The sequence below is a fragment of the Campylobacter sp. IFREMER_LSEM_CL2101 genome (assembly GCF_025771825.1).
Classification (GTDB): Bacteria; Campylobacterota; Campylobacteria; order Campylobacterales; family Campylobacteraceae; genus Campylobacter_D; species Campylobacter_D lari_C.
In genome coordinates this window covers 25,519-44,303 of sequence record NZ_JAKMQZ010000001.1, presented here as the reverse complement: position 1 = coordinate 44,303, position 18,785 = coordinate 25,519, and the positions used below count along the sequence as shown (strand labels likewise).

At 29.4% G+C, this 18,785-nt stretch carries 23 protein-coding genes; 7 read left to right on the top strand and 16 right to left on the bottom strand.

What is annotated here, in order from left to right:
* Positions 1-5: 5 nt before the first annotated feature.
* The 5 genes from thrB to L8V88_RS00245 all read right to left on the bottom strand — a co-directional run bounded on the left by thrB (position 6) and on the right by L8V88_RS00245 (position 4,505).
* Positions 6-884, bottom strand: coding sequence for a homoserine kinase (gene thrB / locus L8V88_RS00265; protein ID WP_263726324.1), 879 nt, complete (start codon positions 882-884; stop codon positions 6-8).
* A gap of 8 nt (positions 885-892) precedes the next feature.
* Positions 893-1,297, bottom strand: a complete 405-nt coding sequence (locus L8V88_RS00260; protein ID WP_263726323.1) for a tRNA threonylcarbamoyladenosine biosynthesis protein TsaB — start codon at positions 1,295-1,297, stop codon at positions 893-895.
* Between the two features lie 41 nt (positions 1,298-1,338).
* Positions 1,339-2,223 carry a UDP-3-O-acyl-N-acetylglucosamine deacetylase gene (gene lpxC, locus L8V88_RS00255; RefSeq protein ID WP_263726322.1) on the bottom strand — a complete coding sequence of 295 codons (885 nt, stop codon included), beginning with the start codon at positions 2,221-2,223 and terminating at the stop codon, positions 1,339-1,341.
* Positions 2,224-2,225: 2 nt separating this feature from the next.
* Entirely contained in the window at positions 2,226-3,605 is a 1,380-nt protein-coding gene (locus L8V88_RS00250; RefSeq protein ID WP_263726321.1) for a M23 family metallopeptidase, read from the bottom strand.
* A 72-nt stretch (positions 3,606-3,677) separates the two neighbouring features.
* The gene (locus L8V88_RS00245; RefSeq protein WP_263678038.1) at positions 3,678-4,505 is read right to left on the bottom strand and encodes a prephenate dehydrogenase; all 828 of its coding nucleotides are present in this window, start codon (positions 4,503-4,505) and stop codon (positions 3,678-3,680) included.
* A gap of 77 nt (positions 4,506-4,582) precedes the next feature.
* Here L8V88_RS00245 and bamA point away from each other — a divergent pair, with 77 nt between their 5' ends.
* From bamA to L8V88_RS00210, 7 genes are all read left to right on the top strand, one after another.
* Entirely contained in the window at positions 4,583-6,799 is a 2,217-nt protein-coding gene (gene bamA, locus L8V88_RS00240) for an outer membrane protein assembly factor BamA (protein WP_263726320.1), read from the top strand.
* A 50-nt stretch (positions 6,800-6,849) separates the two neighbouring features.
* Entirely contained in the window at positions 6,850-7,692 is an 843-nt protein-coding gene (gene accD, locus L8V88_RS00235) for an acetyl-CoA carboxylase, carboxyltransferase subunit beta (RefSeq protein ID WP_263726319.1), read from the top strand.
* Positions 7,693-7,694: 2 nt separating this feature from the next.
* Positions 7,695-8,150, top strand: a complete 456-nt coding sequence (locus L8V88_RS00230) for a 23S rRNA (pseudouridine(1915)-N(3))-methyltransferase RlmH (protein ID WP_263726318.1) — start codon at positions 7,695-7,697, stop codon at positions 8,148-8,150.
* An 8-nt stretch (positions 8,151-8,158) separates the two neighbouring features.
* Positions 8,159-8,515, top strand: coding sequence for an RNA polymerase-binding protein DksA (gene dksA / locus L8V88_RS00225; protein WP_263726317.1), 357 nt, complete (start codon positions 8,159-8,161; stop codon positions 8,513-8,515).
* Positions 8,512-9,495, top strand: coding sequence for a hypothetical protein (locus tag L8V88_RS00220; RefSeq protein ID WP_263726316.1), 984 nt, complete (start codon positions 8,512-8,514; stop codon positions 9,493-9,495). Before dksA ends, L8V88_RS00220 begins: the two co-directional genes overlap by 4 nt.
* The gene (locus L8V88_RS00215; protein WP_263726315.1) at positions 9,492-10,418 is read left to right on the top strand and encodes a tRNA dihydrouridine synthase; all 927 of its coding nucleotides are present in this window, start codon (positions 9,492-9,494) and stop codon (positions 10,416-10,418) included. The genes L8V88_RS00220 and L8V88_RS00215 overlap by 4 nt, the downstream gene beginning before the upstream one ends.
* 61 nt (positions 10,419-10,479) lie before the next feature.
* Complete coding sequence (locus tag L8V88_RS00210; protein ID WP_039617382.1) at positions 10,480-10,800, top strand: hypothetical protein; 321 nt, start codon at positions 10,480-10,482, stop codon at positions 10,798-10,800.
* Here the strand turns inward: L8V88_RS00210 and recO are convergent.
* The 11 genes from recO to L8V88_RS00155 form a co-directional block, all read right to left on the bottom strand.
* Entirely contained in the window at positions 10,784-11,398 is a 615-nt protein-coding gene (gene recO / locus L8V88_RS00205; RefSeq protein ID WP_263726314.1) for a recombination protein RecO, read from the bottom strand. The two genes, L8V88_RS00210 and recO, sit on opposite strands and share 17 nt — an antisense overlap.
* Before the next feature lies 1 nt (position 11,399).
* Positions 11,400-11,912 (bottom strand): cysteine hydrolase family protein, encoded by a 513-nt coding sequence (locus tag L8V88_RS00200; protein WP_263726313.1) that lies wholly within the window; start codon positions 11,910-11,912, stop codon positions 11,400-11,402.
* The gene (locus L8V88_RS00195; protein WP_263726312.1) at positions 11,905-12,666 is read right to left on the bottom strand and encodes an ATP-binding protein; all 762 of its coding nucleotides are present in this window, start codon (positions 12,664-12,666) and stop codon (positions 11,905-11,907) included. Before L8V88_RS00195 ends, L8V88_RS00200 begins: the two co-directional genes overlap by 8 nt.
* Complete coding sequence (locus L8V88_RS00190; RefSeq protein ID WP_214135615.1) at positions 12,663-13,349, bottom strand: 5'-methylthioadenosine/adenosylhomocysteine nucleosidase; 687 nt, start codon at positions 13,347-13,349, stop codon at positions 12,663-12,665. Before L8V88_RS00190 ends, L8V88_RS00195 begins: the two co-directional genes overlap by 4 nt.
* Entirely contained in the window at positions 13,346-14,266 is a 921-nt protein-coding gene (gene fabD / locus L8V88_RS00185) for an ACP S-malonyltransferase (protein WP_263726311.1), read from the bottom strand. The genes L8V88_RS00190 and fabD overlap by 4 nt, the downstream gene beginning before the upstream one ends.
* Positions 14,266-14,850 carry an FKBP-type peptidyl-prolyl cis-trans isomerase gene (locus L8V88_RS00180; protein ID WP_039617371.1) on the bottom strand — a complete coding sequence of 195 codons (585 nt, stop codon included), beginning with the start codon at positions 14,848-14,850 and terminating at the stop codon, positions 14,266-14,268. The genes fabD and L8V88_RS00180 overlap by 1 nt, the downstream gene beginning before the upstream one ends.
* 13 nt (positions 14,851-14,863) lie before the next feature.
* Complete coding sequence (locus L8V88_RS00175) at positions 14,864-15,853, bottom strand: tetratricopeptide repeat protein (RefSeq protein ID WP_263726310.1); 990 nt, start codon at positions 15,851-15,853, stop codon at positions 14,864-14,866.
* Positions 15,854-15,863: 10 nt separating this feature from the next.
* On the bottom strand, positions 15,864-16,349 hold the full coding sequence (gene pal / locus L8V88_RS00170; RefSeq protein ID WP_214135612.1) for a peptidoglycan-associated lipoprotein Pal: 486 nt from the start codon (positions 16,347-16,349) through the stop codon (positions 15,864-15,866).
* 69 nt (positions 16,350-16,418) lie between these two features.
* The gene (gene tolB / locus L8V88_RS00165; RefSeq protein ID WP_263726309.1) at positions 16,419-17,618 is read right to left on the bottom strand and encodes a Tol-Pal system protein TolB; all 1,200 of its coding nucleotides are present in this window, start codon (positions 17,616-17,618) and stop codon (positions 16,419-16,421) included.
* Complete coding sequence (locus tag L8V88_RS00160) at positions 17,615-18,394, bottom strand: TonB C-terminal domain-containing protein (protein WP_263726308.1); 780 nt, start codon at positions 18,392-18,394, stop codon at positions 17,615-17,617. The genes tolB and L8V88_RS00160 overlap by 4 nt, the downstream gene beginning before the upstream one ends.
* Positions 18,395-18,397: 3 nt before the next feature.
* Positions 18,398-18,784, bottom strand: coding sequence for an ExbD/TolR family protein (locus L8V88_RS00155; protein WP_263674844.1), 387 nt, complete (start codon positions 18,782-18,784; stop codon positions 18,398-18,400).
* Position 18,785: the final 1 nt, after the last annotated feature.

Here is an 18,785-nt window from a genome sequence, read left to right as displayed (position 1 = left end):
AATTTTTAGCAAATTTTAAAGCCCTCATCATCAAATTCTAAAAGTTCAACTCTAAATTTAGCAAATTTATTTTTGATTTTTTCTTTGATTTTTTTAGCATCATCTTTATAAGCTAGAGTAAAAAAACTCGAACCTGATCCTGAAAGCGTGCTCATGAGAGCATTATCATCTAAAGCTAGTTTTTGCACCTCAAAAAGTTCTGGCAAAAGTTTCATTCTTTGATTTTGATGAAGTTTATCCAAACTTGCATATTTTAATAAATCATATTTTTTCTCTAAAAAACAAGCGGTTAAAAATGAAGCATGACAAAGATTAAAAACACCATCTTCTAGGTTGATTTTTTTAGCTAAAACTGCTCTTGATTTTTGAGTATTCATCGCTACATTTGGTATGGTTATAACAGCTTGTAAGTCTTTATCTACTTCTTTTTTTATAGCTAAAACTTTTTCATTATGAGTTAATGCACATACAAAACCTCCAAGTGCTGCTGGAGCTATGTTATCTGGATGGTTTTCATATTTTAAAGCTTCATTTAAAATGATATTTTTATCCGCTTTAAACCCACTTAATTCATAAGCACAAGCAATGGCTCCAACTATCACAGCAGAAGAACTTCCCATACCTCTAGCTAAAGGGATATTATTTTGAAAAATAAAGCGGAAATTATCTTTTTTACCACTAAGTCTTTGATAAATTTCATAAAAAATATTGACAAAACTATTGTTTTTTTTAAGATAGATATTATTTTCACCTTCTCCGTGTATACTAATGCTAAAAAATTTAGATTTTTCAACTATAGTTTGATTAAAATATTTTAAACTCAAACCCAAACAATCAAAACCAGGACCTAAATTTGCACTTGTAGCAGGAACTAAAATCTTCATTTTTTACCTTAATTAATCGCATCTAAAACATAAAAAGGTGTATTTTCTTTACTGAAATTTAAACCTTTTAAACTTTGGGGCATAAAAAAACTTCCCGCTTGTGTCTTTTCTAAAACAATCTCATCATCTTTTTTTACAAAACACAAATGCTTATTAGCGGCTATAGGAGCGTTATTATTTAGCTCAAAAGCGCTAATAGCTTTTAAAGGAATACTTTTAACTATAGCTAGGGTTTTAAAAGAAACATAAGAAATTTTTATACCCATGTAAGAGCCTGGTCCATGCACATAAATAAGCTTTTCAAACTCATATTGTGAAAGTAAATCTTGCAATATTTTTGGCAAAACTTCACTAACTTTTAAATCATTCTCAATGGTTTTTATCAATACATCATTTTCATAAATACCAAGCATCAAAGGTTTTGCTATGGCATTTAAAAGTAAAGTAACCTTTTTTATGCAAAAACCTTTTCATAAACTTTATATGCACTTTTTTCTAAACTTACTACTTCATAGGCACTAGGATCTTTTAAAAGTTCTTTGGTTAAAAGATGATTAAGTTTGTGCGAACCTGCATAAGAAGTATAATCTCCAAAAACTCTACATCCAAGCAAGGTTAAATCCCCGATAGCATCTAAAATTTTATGGCGCACAAATTCATCTTTAAAACGCAAACCTTCAGGGTTTAAAATACGATTATCATCAATCACAACAGCATTTTCTAAGCTTCCACCAAGACCTAAATTCATAGCTCTTAAAGCTTGAACATCCTTTAAAAAACCAAAGGTTCTTGCTCTTGCTATTTGCTCTATGTAGTTTTGTTTACTAAATTCAAAACAATAATTTTGCTTACCTATAATAGGATTATCAAATTCGATTGTATAGTTTATAATAGGCATATCCGTAGGACTTAAACGTACGAATTTATTACCTTCTTTTACTTCTACACTTTTTTTAATCACTAAAATTTTTTTAACCGCGTCAAGCTCTTTTATACCTGCTTCTTCAAGCATCATACAAAAGCCTATGCTACTACCATCCATTACAGGAGCTTCATTAGCATCTAAAACTATGCGCACATTGTCAATACCATAAGCATTAATCGCACTCATTAAATGCTCTATAGTAGAAACATAACCTCTATGATCGCCTATTACAGTAGCCATTTGCGTATCGATGACATTTTCAGGCTTTGCTTCATAAGAAATTCCCAAATCACTTCTATAAAACACTATACCACTGCCAGCTTCTAATGGCTCTAATTTTATACTAATAGGCTCACCCTTGTGCAAACCTATGCCAACACCTTTAACTTCTTTTGCTATTGTTGTTTGATTCATTTTTATTCACTCAAAATTCTTTTTTTGCTTGACTCTAATACATTATAGATATTTTCTTTTATCCATTTTGCATCTTGCCATTGCTCAGGACGCACTTCAACTCCTTGTACTAAAACACCAAAATGCACATGATCTCCAAGCGCTAAACCTGTAGTGCCTGTAGTGCCTATAACATCTCCTGCTCTAACTCTATCTCCTACATTTACATCCACATTAGTGCAGTGTCCATAAAGAGTATAAATACCAAAGCCATGATAGATAATAATATTTAATCCATAAATTCCATTTTCTTGCACAAATACCACTTCGCCATCGTTATTACTAATGATAGGCGCTTCTTTTACACTTGCTAAATCAAGCCCCATATGATAAGAGCTACTAAATGCTTGATTATTATAAGAATAAAATCTATGATCAGCATAATCAGCTACTTTTTGGCCATTTTTTAAAGGTTTGAAAAGATTAACTTTAAAATTATTAATCATAGTATCAGGAACTTTACTTGTAATATCATGAATAATAACTTCATTAGAAGCTCTTAAATCTTCATTCACAAATTTAAATTTTTCAAGTCTGCTTAATTCTCTATCTTTTGGAGCATATTTTTGTGCTAAAAATTCAATCTTACCATCTAAAAATCTATCACTTACTTTTATATTTGATACACGGTATTTTTTATTAGTAAAATAATACCTAATTCTTTGTTTGTTTATATTGCCTGCTTTATCTACTGCCACCACATAAGCTCTAAAGTGCTCATCAGTCGCCTCCCAAGGAATCAAAGCAGCATAATATCCTTCTTTTACATAAGGAGTTGCTTTAAAAATTTTATCTTTATCAGTTGTGATATAAACTTCTTGTAAATTCTCATCACTTGCTTTAAATACTACACTACCTACTCCGCCTTGTTCGATTTGATAAGAATTATCTAAAATTTCTACAAGTGGTTTTTTGGTATCAATGATAACTTTCACTTCTTTAAGCGCTTGATTTCCTAAAAAGAAATTCCAAAAACTACTATCACTTGCTTCTATTACAAGTTTATATGAATCGACTTTTTCTTTATAAGCTGGTTTTGGTAATTTTAAATCAAAATGAATGCTTTTTTTATTGCCTTTAACATGCTCATTAACAAGCATTTCGCCATTTAGCTCATTTGCCTTAAATAGTGTGACTTTAACATCTTTTAAAGCACTTTCATCGCTTATTTCTATAGATATAGGGTCTGTTAAATTACTATAAATTACATCTGATTTTGTTTGAATCAACGGAGGATTTTTTTCAAACAACTTTGTATTTAAAACAAACACCACAAAGGCTAAAAGTATTAAAAAAACTACAAAAATCCATTTTTTATTTGATCTTTTACGCGCAAAAACCATATTTTCACTTTCAATCTATTTTTTTAAAAATATATTATTCTTTAGCAAATTAAGAGTAAATTATAAAAAATTTTATAGAATTTCTCTTAATTTATTTGCACTTTTAATCCAAGTCTCAAGCTCATTTATATCACATTTTTCTATCATTTTTTTACATTCTTGTAATTCTTTTTGAAATAAATCAATAGAATTTAATAAATTTTGTTTATTTTGCTCAAAAATACCACTCCACATTTGAGGGTTTGACTTAGCAATCCTGCACATATCTTTAAAAGAAGGGCCTCCTAGATGGGCTATATTTTTTTTGTTTTCTTCTTTCATCACAAAATTTGCCAAAGAAAAACTAATCACATGCGGTAAGTGTGAAATGATAGAAGCATGATGATCATGCGCGATACTATCCATAAATACAAGCTTCATTCCTAAATCTGAAAAAATTTCTATAGCCCTTTTTTGATGAATATGATCAGCATTTTGCACATCACATAAAACACAAACTGCATTTTTATATAAATCTTTTATAGCTGCATTTGGACCACTATTTTCAGTTCCTGCCATAGGATGAGCTGCGATAAATTGACTTTTCAAATAAGAAGGTAAATTTTTAATAATTTCTTCTTTTGTACTTCCAAGCTCAATGATAGTACAATCTTTAGAAATACCTTGAAATTCTTTTAAGATTTTTACAATAGCTCTTACAGGAATAGCTAAAAAAATCACATCACATTTTTTCAACTCTTCAAAAGAAACAATTTTATCTATTAACTTTCTATCTAGCGCAATCTGCTCAAATTCTTTGTTTATATCATACCCACAAACTAAATCTATTAATTTATTCTCTCTTAAGCTAAGGCCTAAAGATCCGCCTATTAAGCCAAGTCCGACTATACCTACTTTCATAAATTTTCCTTAAAAAGCATTAGTTAAAAATATTTTGGTATTATAACGATTTTGTATATAAAAATTTAGGTAAAATGATGAAAAAATGGTTTGTTTTCTTTGCACTCTCAAGTTCTTTATGTGCAGCTACGATTAAAGATATCAAATTTGAAGGCTTATCGCAACTTTCCAAAGAAAGTGCTATTGCGATTTCTAAATTAAAAATAGGACAAAAAATTGATCCTGCTAGTATAGATATGGCAATTAAAAACCTTTTTGATAGAAATTATTTTAAAGATATAGTAGTAGAAGAAAAAAATGGGGTGCTAACTTTTAAAGTAATAGAAAAACCTTCCATTGGAAAAATAGATATTCAAGGTATAGCAAGTAACGATAGAAAACAAATAGAAAGCCTTGTTGGCTTAAAACCTGGAATTTTATATGATGAAAATTCAGCTAAAGATGCTGCTGAAAAAATCAAGCTTTTTTATCAAGCCAAAGGTTTTTATGACACTGTTGTAGAAATCAAAGATGAAAAATTAAGTAATTCAAGCTCATTAAAACTTACTTTTGTTGTAAATCGTGGGGAAAATATCATCATAGAAAAAGTGCATTTAAGCGGTGCAAAAAATTTAAGCTATTCAGATATTGAACCTGCGATAGCAAATAAACAAAGAGAAGCCCTAGGCTGGATGTGGGGCTTTAATGATGGTAAGCTTAAAATCTTTGATTTAGCAAATGATAGCTCAAGAATTTCAGATGTTTATTTAAAAGAAGGATATCTTGATGTGAGCGTATCTCCTGCTTTTTTAAATACTTACACAGATACTTATCAAGCTGATTTGACTTATTTTATCAACGAGGGTGAGGTTTATAAAGTTAAAGGGATTAAAATTTTTAATCCAATTTTTAGTGATGAAGAAAATGAAGCTTTAGCAAATGATTTAAAATTAAGTGTTGGAAAAATAGTTAATATAGAAAAACTAAGAGAAGATATAAAAACCATAGAAACTAAAACAGCAGATTTAGGCTATGCTTTTGTGCAAGTTATACCTGATATACAAAAAGATAAAGAAAATCATGAAGCTATGATTATTTTTAAAGTCATACCAAATGAAAAAGTATATATAAGAGATGTCATCATCTCAGGTAACACCAAAACAGTTGATAGGGTTGTTCGTAGAGAGCTTTATCTAACTGAAGGCAATCTTTATAATAGAACTGATTTAATGGACTCAAGAAATGCTCTAAGAAGAACTGCGTATTTTGAAAATGTAGATATTAAAGAGCAAAGAGTAGATGATACGCATATTGATTTGATAGTAGAAGTCAAAGAAGCTTCAACTGGGGCTATCTCAGGTGGTATTGGTTATGGAACTAGTGATGGAATTTTACTTAGCGCTTCATTATCTGATGCAAATATCTTAGGCTCTGGTATGAAAGGAAGTGTAAGTATAGACAAAGGCGATGATACACTTTCAGGTAGAGTATCTTTAAGAAATCCTAGAGTAAATGATAGTGATTATTCTCTTGGAGGATCATTATATTCAGATCGTTTAGAATGGGATAGCTATGATGAGAGAAACTATGGTTTTGATATAAGTGTTGGTAAAACTTTAGGAAGATATACAAGCGTTGATTTAACTTATAATCTTGAGCAAAGTGATATTTATCATTTAAGTGATCGCTTAATCGCTCAAGGATATAAACTTGGAAAAACTTATAAAAGCTCCATTACACCTTCAATAGTATTTAACAATACAGATGATTATTATCTACCAAGATCAGGTTTTATCGCTTCAACCTCACTTGAATATGCAGGCTTAGGTGGAGATCAAGAATTTATAAGCTCTACTACTAAATTTAATTATTACCAAGGCTTGGAAGAATTTATAGGTTGGGATTTGATTTATCGTTATAAAGCAAGTTTTTATAAGGTATGGGATCAAGGTTATTTACCTATCAATGAAAAATTATATCTTGGAGGTATAGGAACTATTAGAGGTTTTGATAGAAGAAGTGTAAGCCCTAAAAATGCGTGGGGTGATGAAACAGGTGGTACAGTGGCTTTTGCTAACTCTGTTGAGCTTAGCTTTCCAATCTTTGATAGAATCAAACTAAGAGGAAGTGTATTTTTTGACTATGGTGCCATAGGTGAGAGTTCTTTAAGTCAAATTCAAAGATGGAGTACAGGTGTTGGTTTTGAGTGGCTAACTCCACTAGGTGCTTTAAATTTAGTTTTTGCTAAACCATTTAACACTAACTCAAAAGATGATTTAAGTAAATTTGAGTTTATGTTGGGTGCAAGATTTTAAAAATACTAAAATCTTGCTATAATTTTGAAATTTTATTTTAGGTAGAGATAATGAATTTTTTAGATATTTTTTCTAGTATAAGACGCAAACAAGCTACTCCAAGTGAAGCTCCAAATCACTGGGTAAAATGTAATTCTTGTCATGCGTTAATGTATTATAAAGAAATAGAAACTTGTTATAATGTTTGCCCTAAATGTAATTTTCATATGAGATTAAATCCTTTAAAACGCATCGAGTTACTTAGCGATGAAGGTACATTTGTAGAAATGGATAAAGACTTACACGCAATCGATCCGCTTAAATTTGTAGATAGTAAATCATATAAAAAAAGATTAGCAGAAAATGAAGAAAAAACAGGAAGAAAAAGCGCCATAATAAGTGGTGAATGTAATATAGATGGGATAAAAACTCAACTTGTTGTTTTTGATTTTTCTTTCATGGGTGGAAGTTTAGGCTCAGTAGAAGGTGAAAAAATTCTTAGAGCGATTGAAAGAGCGATTGAGAAAAAAACTCCTGTTGTTATAGTGAGCGCAAGCGGTGGAGCTAGGATGCAAGAAAGCACTTATTCTTTAATGCAAATGAGTAAAACAAGTGCAGCATTAAAACTGCTAGCAGAAGAAAAACTTCCTTATATTTCAGTATTAACCGATCCGACCATGGGTGGAGTGAGTGCATCTTTTGCTTGGCTTGGAGATATCATCTTAGCTGAACCTGGTGCTCTAGTAGGCTTTGCAGGAGCTAGGGTAATCAAACAAACCATAGGTGCTGATTTACCAGAAGGCTTTCAAAAGGCTGAATTTTTACTCGAGCATGGATTGATTGATGCGATTGTAGAAAGAAGTGAGCATAAAAAATTTATAGCAGACTTTTTAAGATTTTTTTCTAAAAACTAAAAATGCAAATCAATCTTTTAAGCATTCAAAAAAACAATAATGATGAATTTAGCAAGATAGATGAGCATTATATCAAGCTCATCAAAAAATTTTGCAGTTTTAATGATATTTGTATTTTTAATAATAAAATCAATCAAGCACAAAACACTAATACCATAGAAGCAAAAAAATCTTATACAAATGCACTAAGTCCTTATAAAAAAGGTTTTTGTATAGCCTTAGATGAAAAAGGTAAAGAGCTTACAAGTGTAGAATTTGCAAGATTATTACAAGATAAAAATGAAATTTCATTTTTTATAGGCGGTGCTTATGGATTTGAACAAGAATTCATCGCACAAATGCATACAAGCATAGCTCTTAGTAAAATGACTTTAGTGCATAAATTTGCCAAAACTATGCTTTTAGAGCAAATTTATCGTGCATTTTGCATTAATACAAATCACCCATATCACAAATAGGAGCGTTTATGCAAGAATTAAATCTTGAAGAATTTAAAAACATATTACTTCAAAGACAAAATGAAATTTTACAAGAACTTCAGGGTAATATAAACAATATCCATAATCTACAAGATAGCGAACCTAGAGATGAGGTTGATTTGCAACAAATTGACAATAGCTCTCATATTGACTTTAAAATCAACGAAAATTTAAAAGCCGAGCTAGAAGAAATTAAACATTCATTAAGTAAAATAGATAACAATACTTATGGTATTTGTGAGTATTGTGAAGATGATATTCATCCTGAAAGACTTAAGGTAAAACCTCACGCAAAATACTGTATCAATTGCCGTGAAACCCTAGAAAAAAGGAAAGAGCTATGAAAATAAGATTGTTTTTCTTTGCAAGTTTAGTTTATCTTTTAATTGTTGCAGCCTTAGTTTATAATCTAAACTTAGGAAATTACACTTTCACAATTTCTACTTTTGAATTAAATTTGCCTATTAGCTTATGGGTTGTTTTGCCTGCTTTATTTTTAATGATATTAGCATTAGCACATATGAGTTTTTATGGTTTTTTAAAACATTTACAATATAAAAATCTAATTAAAGATAGTAAAAATTATGAAAATTTTATTATTGATATTTTTTTAAAAAAAGCAAGCAAGGTTAAATTTAAAACTCAAGAATTTCAAAACATAGCAAAAAACACTCGAGCTCTTTGTTTTAAAGAAAAAATTCAAAATCCTAAAATAGATGAAATTATTGATATTTTTGAGAACTTAGACAAAAAGGAATTTGTGGAATTAAAAAAATACAAGCTAGATCCAAATAATGAAATTTTTATTTTAAATGAAAAAAATCACTTTCAAAATGATAGCAATTATGCTTTTTCTTTTATCAAAAACAAAGATACCTTAGTAGATGAGCTAGAAATTTTTGCTTATAAAATGGTGTTAGAAAATGCGCCCTATAGTCAAATTAAAACACTAAAAATACAAAAAAATCAAGATGATATTTTATTGCTTTTAAGTAGATTTGAAAAAGAAAACTTAGATTTAAATCATGCTGAAATCGAAGTTTTACTTAGTATGAATACCTTAGATGATAAATCATATTTGCACTGTGCTAAAATACTTTGCAAAAAAATAGAACCTCAAATATTAATTGCTTTATTTAAAAAGTTAAAAGATAATCATTCTCAAGCTTTAAGAGCTTATCTTTATACTTTGGCAGAATTTGGTATGTATGATGAATTGCTTAATGAATTAGGAAATGATCAAAATGAACATAAAGACTTTAGACTCTTGCTCTTTTTAAGAGAACATAATAAAAAAATAGAGCTTGAAAAATTAATACAATGATAGATTTTAGTAAAAAGCCTTTATTTTTAGCCCCTATGGCAGGTTTTTCAGACTTGCCTTTAAGAAATTTAGTTAAACAATTTGGGGCTGATGTAACTATTAGTGAAATGATAAGTTCTAATGCTTTAGTGTATGAGAGCTCAAAAACTCTTAAAATGCTAGAAAAAGCTGAGCTTGAAAATCCTTACATAGTTCAAATTGCAGGCTCAGATGAGAGCGTGATTCAAAAAGCAGTAGAAATACTAAATCGTTTTGATTTTATAGATGGGATTGATTTTAATTGTGGTTGTCCTGTAAATAAAGTTATAAAACAATGTGCAGGTAGTGCTCTTTTGCAAGATCTTGATAAATTACAAAGAATTTTAGAACTTATCAAAAAAGCAAGTAATAAAAAATTAACTAGTGTCAAAGTAAGATTAGGGTTTGATAAAAAAAATCCCATTGCTATTGCTAAAGCGTGTGAAAATGCTGGAGTAGATTTTATCAGTATACATGGTCGCACTAGAAAACAAATGTATAGCGGAAATGCTGATTATGAAGCCATAGCTTTAGCCAAAGAAAATATCAAAATTCCTTTAGTAGCAAATGGTGATATTAGTGCAGAAAATGCTAAAGAAGTATTTAAAATTACAAATTGTGATGCTTTGATGATAGGACGTGCAAGCATAGGAAAACCTTGGATATTTCATGAGATAAAAACTGGCAAAAAAATCGAAAAGGCTATGAAAAATAAAATTATATTCGCGCATTTTGAAGAAATGTTAAAGCATTATAAAGAACAAGGCATAAGTATATTTAGAAAACATTTGCATGAATATTCTAAAGGTTATGAAGATGCATCTAATTTTAGAGATTGTGTTAATCGTATTAATGATGCAGATATTATGCGAAAATATATTCAAGAATTTTTCAATAAGGAATGATTTTTGCTTGTAAATTTATAAGCAATATGAATGAAGAGATACCATAAAACAAGGAAGGTTCATGGCAGCTCATATCAATTCAAAAGGGATTTACAAAGCATTAGGTGGCATTAGAACAAGTGCAAACAATTTAGCAGCACATGCTTCAAAGCTTAACAATCAAAGTTTAAATTTCGAGCAAGTTTTACAACAAACACAACCAAAATGTATAAGCACTTGCCTACAAAGTTCTCAAAAACAACTTGGAAATTTGCTTGAAGATATTAAAAATAGCAAGGAAGCTATTATAAAAAATACACATATTGATAGTGCAAATATCATCGCAAAATTAAGACAAGAGGCTATTATGATGTATGATATTACTCTTAAAAACCCTCTTTAATGATTTTATATAAATTATCAATATATTCATCGCTAAAATGCGATGAATTAAAATTTTCATAAAACTTTGCAAGATCTTCAGCTTTAAACTCATAACCAAAAGCACATTTTTTATGTGCAGGTAAAAAAGCTCTTACCAATACAACGTTTTTTTGTATATACTCATCGCAATAAAAACATATAAAGCTTTTATGTAAACGTCCTTCAAAATTTAAAATTTTTAAATAAGCATCTACTATAACACGCTTGCAATCTTGTTTTTCAAAACGTTTAGCACAATCTTCTAAAAGCTCAAAATAAAAACTATCAATTTCCTCAACATCTTTTAAATGCTGATAAAAAAGCCTAATAAACTCTTGCCAAAAAAACATTCTCTCTCTATCTAAAATCCAAGAAAAACCAATATGCAAAACATCTTTTAAACGTGGTAAAAACCTCGAACTTTCCTCAAGCTCAAAATCAATCTTATACCCACTTAGTATATTAGAATGACGCATGCCATAAAATCTATAACTTTTAATAACTTTTTTAGCACTTAAAAGATAAACGATTAAATCCTCATCTTTTACACTCTGAATATGTAAGATAAAACCTTGCATTTTATAAAAGTTCTACGCCATAAGCTTGCAAAATTTCATAAGCACTATTTTCTAAAGACTTACTAAAACTCGCTGTTGCATTTTTATGCAATATAATTTTTGAGTTGATACTAGCGCTTTGAGCTAAAATAATATTACTAAATACACAAATATGTGAAACCAAACCACAAAATTCTATACTTTCATAATAATTTTGTTTTAAAAAAATAGCCAATTCTAAGCTACCAAAAGCATTCTTATAAAAGATTTTTTTTGCATTTTTTAAATACATATCAAAATCACTTGGCATTTGCCAACCTAAAGTATCTCTAATACAATGATAAATAGGTAATTTTTTTCCTTCTTGAGTTTTTAAATAATTTTCATCATGCGTATCAAAAGTAAAAACAATATCACCTTGATGATTTTTTAAAAGAGCAAGAATATTTTCTTTTATCTTGGTAGCTTTTTCAAAACCTAAGCTACCATCGATAAAATCATTTTGATAATCAACAACAACTAAAAGTTTAGTCATTATCCTTAACCATGAAAAAACTATCCGTGTGGATATTTTCAAATGCAGTTTTTAAGCTTGTAAATAATTTTGGATTTTCTTTTTCTAAATTTGCTAAAAGCTGTTTAGCTTCTTCTCTAGCATGAGGAAATTTTACATTTTTTTCACTTAATTTCATACCAGGACAAAATTCATTACCAATAACTTCTAATTCATTATTAATAGCATTTTCTCTTAATTGTCTTTCTCTTACAAAAATCAAAGGTCGAATAACCTCTACACCTCTTTTACTTTTATATTTTGGAGCTAAACTTCTAAGAGCACCATTATAAATAAAATTCATAAAAAAACTTTCCACTGCATCATCTAAATGATGAGCTATAGCTAGTTTATTAAAACCGTTTTCCAAAGCATAAGTATATAAAGCACCACGCCTCATTCTTGAAAAATAGCTACAAAAGCTTGAATTTTTTCTAATCGTATCACCTGAAATTTCATAAATATTAGAATCAATCACTTCATGGTCAATATCATGTTCTTTGCAGTGATTATGAAGTTTGGTATAATCTTCACCCATGCCATAGCTTAAAGTTACTGCTTTAAGTTCAAATTTAAAAGGCGCGTGTGCTTGCATACGCTTTAAAAGATGTGCTAAAGCCAGAGAGTCTTTCCCACCACTAAGTCCTAATAAAACTTTGTCATTATCTCCTATTAAGGAAAATTTAGCATTTGCTTTTGCAACTTCTCTGATTAGTCTTTTGCTAAGATTTATCATAATTTCTCACAAATTTTTAAGACAAAATTAGCCGAAATTTTAGCAGATTTTTCTACAAACTCATCAAAGTCAAATTCAGCCTTTTCACCTGCTTTATCACTCATTGATCTTAAAATCAAACATGGAATTTTTAAAGCATCACACACCAAAGCTACACTAGCTCCTTCCATTTCACAAGCATCTGCATTGAAAATCTCTCTAATTTTTGCTTTTTTATTCTCATCGCAAATAAACTCATCACCCGTAGCGATAATACCTGATTGCAATTTAACACCAAGCTCTTTAGCAACCTCTATAGCAAGATTATTTAGCTTATCATCTGTTTTTATAAAAATTTCATTGCCTGGAACATAACCAAGTGGATGACCAAAAGCTGTAATATCTAAATCATATTGAGCTAATTTTGTAGCATAGATTAAATCCCCTATTTCTAAACTAGGATTAAAAGCACCAGCTACACCTGTAAAGAGTAAAAGCTCGGCTTTAAATTTTTCTATCATAATAGCCGCACTAAGAGTAGAATTGACTTTCCCTATCTTAGAATAAGCGATTATTAATTCATGATTTTTATATTTTGCAAGATAATAAGTATTATTTGCATATTCTATTGTTTGATATTCTTTTAATGTTTCTAGTAAAGGAGTAACCTCTTCAGGCATAGCTCCCAAAATAGCTATTTTCATTTAATTACCTTTAAAATTTCATCAATATCTTCTATTTTACTTAAGGCATAAGTTTCTTTTTGAGTGATTTTTTTATTTAAGCCCTTTAACACGCTCGCACCAAATTCTATATAAAAATCTACTTCTTCATCTATTGCCTTAATGCTTTGTTTATAAAGAACAGGCTTGATGAGTTGCTCGCTTAAAAGCGTTAGAGCTTGATTTTTATCATTATACACTTTTGCATTAACATTTGATACTACGCTTTTAAAACTCTCTTTTAAAATAGGTTCTAATTCTTTTGTAAGTTTCAAAGACGCATTTTTTAATAATGGACAATGGCTTGCAACGCTCATATTTAAAAGCATAGCTCTTTTAGCTCCTGCATTTTTAAACTCACTCTCATAAGAAGCTAAATCGGGCTTTAAACCTGCTACTACAATTTGCCCATCACAATTATAATTAGCAGCAAAAATGTTTTTTTCTTCACTTAATGCATTTTGACAAAGTTCTTCTACCACTTTATCTTCAAGCCCTAAAACCACCATCATACCAGCTTCGATTTTAGAGCAATCCTCCTGCATAAATTGGCCACGCTTGTTAACAAGTGCTATAACATCTAAAAAGTCAAATGCACCTTGAGTCGCTAAAGCACTAAATTCTCCTAGTGAATGGCCTAAACTATACTTAGCTTCTATACTAGCTTGCTCTTTTAAAGCTTCATAAGCCATTAGTGAGTTTAACACTATGGCCATTTGTGTAAATTCACTTTTATTTAAATTTTCATTTTCTTTAAAAAGCAAATTTTTAAAATCAATCTTACAATAATCACTTACACAATCTAATAATTCTCTTGCTTTAAGTGAATTCTCATAAAAACTAAGCCCCATACCAACACTTTGAGAGCCTTGGCCTGGGAAAATAAATGCACTATTCATTAGTGTCCACCGCAGCAACCGCCACCACCATGTCCGTGGCCACCACAACATCCACCACCACCATGTCCGTGATGATGATCATGATGATGTCCTCCACCACCACATCCACAACTTCTACTACCTGCAATAATTCCTGTTAAAATTTCATCTTCACTTGCAGCTCTAACATCTACAATATTAATTGAAAATAACAAGTCTTTTCCTGCGTAAGCATGATTATAATCAATAGTAACTTCATTCTCAGTAATTTCTCTAACAATTACTCTTACTGTATTACCATCTTCGCCTTCGCCAAAAAGCTCCATACCAACTTGCAAATCAATCCCCGCAAACTGCTCTTTTGGTAAAGTTTGCAATGCATTTGCATCATATTCACCCAAAGCATTTTCTTTTTTTATCACAATATCGGCATTACATGGGGCATTAAGTTTTTGAATTTCTTCTTCTAGTCCTTCTAAAATTTGACCCTTACCTAAAATAAAAGAAATAGGTTCAGCATAAATATTTGATTCTAAAACTTCATTTGTGTTTGCATCTTTTAACTCATAAAACATTGAAACTACACTATTTTTTTCTATAGCCATTTTATCTCCTTTGTTATTTTCTATCTGGTGAAACTTTTGCTTCAGGACTATCAGGATAAGCTGTCTTTAAAGCTTTATAAAATTTATTAGCACTTTTTGGATCTCCAACCTTATCTAAGCTAATAGCTGTATGATAAAGTAATTTTGGCACATAATCGCCCTTAGTGCTTATAGCAGAACTTTTCTTATAAAATCCCAAAGCACCTGCGTAATCTTGCTGTTTATATCTTATCTCTCCAAGCCAAAAAGTAGATCTAGCAGGTTTATAGTGAATACTTATTAGATGTTCAAATTTTTCTTTTGCATCTTCAAATTGATTTTTATTAGTTTCATCAATTGCTTTTTTCAAAATTTCACTAGATTGTAATTTTTTCCAACTATCATCTTTTACTTCAATCACTTCTTCTTGAGTTTCATTTTCATCTTGAATGATTTCTTCGGTTTTATTATCATCACTTACAATAGGAACGACAGGGGTTGCTTTTGTCTGATTTTGCACTCTAGCTATTTCAGATTGAAAGAAAGTTATAGTTTTATTCATATCTTCTTTTGAGATATAATCATCATTAATTTTATTAATCAAAGTTGTAATTTCGCTTAAAACTTTTTGAATCTCTTGATGATTTTTTTCTTGAATTTGTCTATTCTCTTCGACATAAGCTCTTAAATTTTGAATTTCTTGAGTAATATTTGCATCAAAATTTTGATAGTTTTCTTCCAATGAAAGCAATTTTGTATTAGCTTTTGAATACTGAGCATTTAAGCCTTCAGTTACACTTTGCAAGCCTTCTATGTTTTCTATGGCTGTATTTATTTTACTTGTTAAATTTGTATAATATTCATTTAAAGCTTTTAAGCGTTCTTGATTTTCATATTGTAATTTTTCATTTTGAGTTAAACCATAAGGTGTTTTTGTATCTACTTTTCCTGCATCAAATGCTGAAATTTCAGCGTGTAAAAAAGTAGCTCCTAAAAGAGCTACTGATAATAATTTTAATTTCATTTATTAAAACTTATTTTGATAATTTAAATTCTGCACGGCGATTTTGAGCATCGCAAGCTTTTGTTCTTTCAGTACATACAGGATTAGTTTCTCCATAGCTTTTTACGCTAATTCTATCTGCGCTAACACCTTGAGCTACTAAAGATTCTTTTACTGCTTTAGCTCTTTTTAAACCTAAAGCTTGATTATACTCATCAGTTCCCCACTCATCGCAGTTTCCTTCAACCACGATTGCAGCATTAGCAGCTTCTTTGTTGAAAATTTCAGCATTATTTGCAATAACTTTTTGCATATCTTTTCTAACATTAAATTTATCAAAGTCAAAATATACATTTGCTACAGAATTTAAAGATTCAAGATTTTCAAATCTATCAGAACCACCGCTACCTTTTGAGCCATCTACACTACTTGAGCTACTTACACTAGTATTTTTTGTAGCACAACCACTTACAATAACAGCAAATGCAGTAATTGAAGCAAAAATGATTTTTTTCATTGCTTTTCCCCTTTTATTTATTTAAAAATCATAATTTAATTATAACAAAAAAAATGCTATTTTGATATTTTACCAATCAATTGATTGAATTTTACCTACTTTTAAACCATAATGAAAGGCTTTATTTGCATTAATTCTAATAACTCCTAATGCACTTTGTGAACCTAAATATTTAATAAACACAACACTTTCTCCATCACTAGAAAATCTTGGAAAAAGATTTTTGCCATTTGCAGTAAGCTGTCTTATATAATCACTTTGAGTAGACATTAAATAAAGATTAAAAACTCCGCTTTGATTTACTTCTCTACTAGAATAAACCATATAGTGTTTATAAGTAGAAACCGAAGAATTATTTTTACCATGAAAAACAACTTGTTCTGTTAAATTTGAATCTAAATTTTGCATAAAAATATTTGGATAACCCAAACGATCAGATACAAATACAATTTTTTTATCATCATCTACAAAATTGCCATTTACATCAATACCCATGTAATTTGTAATTTGTGTCAGATTTTTTGAATCTACATCATACAAATACACATCAGGTTGGTCTTTTGGAGCCATGGTAAGTAAAATTTTTTTACCATCATCACTCACATCAGAAGCAACCATCATACCTTTGCTAGCGATAATTTTTGTTGTGTTTTTATTTTTCATGTTATATTTATAAAGAGTTGGAATCTCATCTTCATAAGCAGTAAAATAAAATGCATTTTGCTCTTTATTTGCCCATTTAGGAAACAAATTTAAACCTTTTGAAATCAATACTTTTTGGTAAGTTAAAGTATAATCTGCTAATAAAATATCACTTTGCTTATTACCTTGGGTTCTAGCTATTAAAATTTTATGATCCATCCAATCAACCGGTGCAAAACCTAATTTTCTATTCATTTGAGCGACACTTCTATGTGACAAAAATGGATACTCTTCAATAGATAGAATTTGTTCATAAAATCTTGTTTTAGTTTCATTTGCGGCTAAAATTTCAACATCGATATCTAAAAGTTTGCCATTTTTATTTAATATATAAGAAAAAATATAATCGCCTTGTTTTTCATCTTGAGTTATCTCAAAATTTGAACTTACTTTTATATCATTAACAAGCATATTGTAAAAACTTTTTTTAAGATCTAAATCATTCAATTTAGACTGATCTTTAATATAAATTTTTGGCAATTGCATACCTTTATTAACAACAGATATTGTCGCATCTTGTCCAAATAATACTGAACAAAAAAATAAAAATACTAGTATTTTTTTCATTGTTTCTCCGTTTTAAACTCAATTATATCACTAAGTTGCATTTTGATTTTTCTTATTTTACCATTTGGAGGTAAAGTTATGTATTTTCCTTCTAAATTTTGTAAAAATTCTTTTGCTTTTTTATCAAAATTATCACTATGTGCGCTAGTAGCACTTAGTAAATAAAAATAGCCATTATTATCAATTACAAATTCTACCTCTATACTTAAATTACCGCTAGGATTGTAAATTCTCCATCTATCCTCAAGGTATTTTCTCACAGCACCCAAAAATTGATCATAAACCCCTACTTTTTGCTCTATAACAGATTGTCCTAATTCTTGATTAATTTGCAAATTTTCATTAAGTTGCTTAGAAAAATCATTGATTTTTTCTCTTTGGGCAAAAGTAGGTTTTTTTGAAGGCATAGAAGATTGCACTTTAGTCGTTTTTTCTTCTTGATAGTCTTCTATTTTACCAAACAGCTCATTAAAAACACTTGCTTGTTGTTCTATATTTTGCGTATTGACACTTTTGTTAGTGGTATATTTTTGTAAAAGATTTTCTTCAAATAAGCTTTGCAAATTTTCTTTTTGCAATTCTTGTATCATATTTACTTGATTTTGATTTATACTATCTCCAAATTCTATATTAATAAAACTATTAGGATCATCAGTATATTCAATAGCTTTTGGTTTATATTCAATTAATTTAAAAAAAACCAAGAAAACAACAAAAAAATAAACTAAAACTGCACAAATAAAGGATTTAAAATTGTGTATAGAATTTTCTTCCATTTTCTACTCAGTTTGCAAAGCAACTTTTTGGAAACCTAAATGTTTCATTGTTCTTAAAACACTCATTACATCATCATATTTTAGATTCTTATCTGCTCTTATGAAAACTGTCTCTTGAGTATTATATTGAACTTTTAAAGCATTCATATTGTCTGCAAAACTTACAAAATTAAACTTATCTTTTCCTATAAAAATTTCTTTTTTTGCATTAATTGTTACAATTAAACTTTTAATATTTGGCGCACTTGAAGTTTTTTGTGAACCTTGAGGAAGTTGCACTTTTTCCTCATACGTGATACTTGGTGCAGTTACCATCAAAATAGCAAGCAATACAAGCATAATATCAACTAAAGGTGTAATGTTTAATTCGGGTTTTTCTTCTAAAAACATA